Genomic DNA, 1,576 nt, shown 5'->3' with positions numbered 1-1,576 from the left:
AACCCATTGACCAAAGCCTGATCAGAAAACCATACTCAGAGGTGGCTCACTTCTCGGTGGAAAAACCGGCTCAGTTCCGCGTGGAAACCAACAGCGGTGGCACGGCAGTTCGATCCGCTTCTGGTCAACACGGTCGTGGGATTCATCGGGCCGGAATATCTCTACAACGGCAAGCAGATCATCCGCGCCGGTCTGGAAGACCACTTTTGCGGAAAGCTGCTGGGTCTGCCGATGGGTGTCGACGTCTGCTATACCAACCATGCAGATGCCGACCAGGAAGACATGGATATGCTTCTCACGCTGCTCTGTGCGGCGAATGTTAATTTCGTGATTACCGTCCCGGGATCGGACGACATCATGCTGAACTACCAGTCGCTCTCTCATCATGACGCCGTGTTCTGTCGTGAGACGCTTAACAAGCCGCCCGCGCCGGAGTTCGAGGCATGGCTGGCAGATGTCGGCCTGGCGGATCGGAGAGGCAATCTTCTGGACGATGCGCGTGTGCTGGCACAATGGTCGTCCCGCCTTCCGTTGATCGGAGCCTGAGATGAGCGAATTCTTGTCATCGGAAGGAAAGTCGCTGGAAGTGAGGATGCGCGAGATGACGCAAGCGCGCATCCGTTTAGGGCGCTTTGGTGCGGGAGTTCCGACGAAGGCGGCCCAGTCCTTCCTTCTTGATCACGCGCGCGCGCGCGAAGCGGTATGGTCTAGAGTTGATGAGGCTTTTCTAGCGGAAAGTCTTGATGCGTTGGGCATGCCCTTCGTTTCCGTCACGAGCGACGCGCAAGACAGGGCGGAATATTTGCGGCGACCGGATCTTGGGCGAAAGTTATCCACAGCAGGCCAACTGGCGCTTGCGGATTATCGGGCGCGGTATGACGTGGCAATTGTTATCGCAGACGGCCTGTCTGCGACGGCGGTCAACGTGAATTCTATCCGCGTTATCCAAAATCTCGCGACGTCCGCGATGATAAGACGCTGGGTGCTGGCACCTATCGCTATTGCATCCAATGCCCGCGTTGCGATCGGGGATCCTATCGCTCGGGCGGTTGGTGCCAAGGCGGTGGTAGTCCTGATCGGGGAACGCCCCGGTTTGTCGGCTTCCGACAGCCTCGGCGCCTACATCACCTTCGATCCAAAAGAAGCGACGCCTGACTCGCAACGAATTTGCATATCCAACATTCGGGAGAACGGACTTGATTCCGAACGGGCCGCCTTGGAGATTGGCGTCTTGTTAGACAAGATGTTTCGTGAACGGTTTTCGGGGGTCAAGCTCACAGCACTGAATAGCCCATAGATTCGTAGACGCCTTCTTCCCTAATTTTGAGGCGAGGAGGCCCCGATGGGCAATACGAACTTCACCGAGGACTTCAAGCGCGATGCGGTCGTTCAGATCACCGAGCGGGGCTATCCGGTTGCGGAGGTGGCTGCGCGGCTGGGGATCAGCAAATACTCATTTTACGAGTGGAGGAAACGGTATGTGTTGGTTTCCGCGCAGAACTGAGCCGGTTAGGCGCATAATTTCCATTGAGAATTGAGCCATGTGAACCTTCCCCCAACGCGAAGAGCGACGGGG

At 57.0% G+C, this 1,576-nt stretch carries 1 protein-coding gene and 2 pseudogenes; all 3 read left to right on the top strand.

Going from position 1 to position 1,576, the window contains the following annotated elements; genetic code table 11:
* Positions 1–93: 93 nt before the first annotated feature.
* Positions 94–546, top strand: a pseudogene (gene eutB, locus FHS81_RS18630) (ethanolamine ammonia-lyase subunit EutB); the annotation flags it as partial.
* A gap of 1 nt (position 547) precedes the next feature.
* Positions 548–1,297, top strand: a complete 750-nt coding sequence (gene eutC, locus FHS81_RS18625) for an ethanolamine ammonia-lyase subunit EutC (RefSeq protein ID WP_183755069.1) — start codon at positions 548–550, stop codon at positions 1,295–1,297.
* Positions 1,298–1,342: 45 nt separating this feature from the next.
* Positions 1,343–1,480, top strand: a pseudogene (locus FHS81_RS18620) (transposase); the annotation flags it as partial.
* Positions 1,481–1,576: the final 96 nt, after the last annotated feature.

It is taken from the genome of Pseudochelatococcus contaminans (assembly GCF_014195635.1).
Lineage (GTDB): Bacteria > Pseudomonadota > Alphaproteobacteria > Rhizobiales > Beijerinckiaceae > Pseudochelatococcus > Pseudochelatococcus contaminans.
The sequence above is the reverse complement of the archived record's forward strand: the minus strand, read 5'-3'. Positions and strand labels throughout refer to the sequence as shown.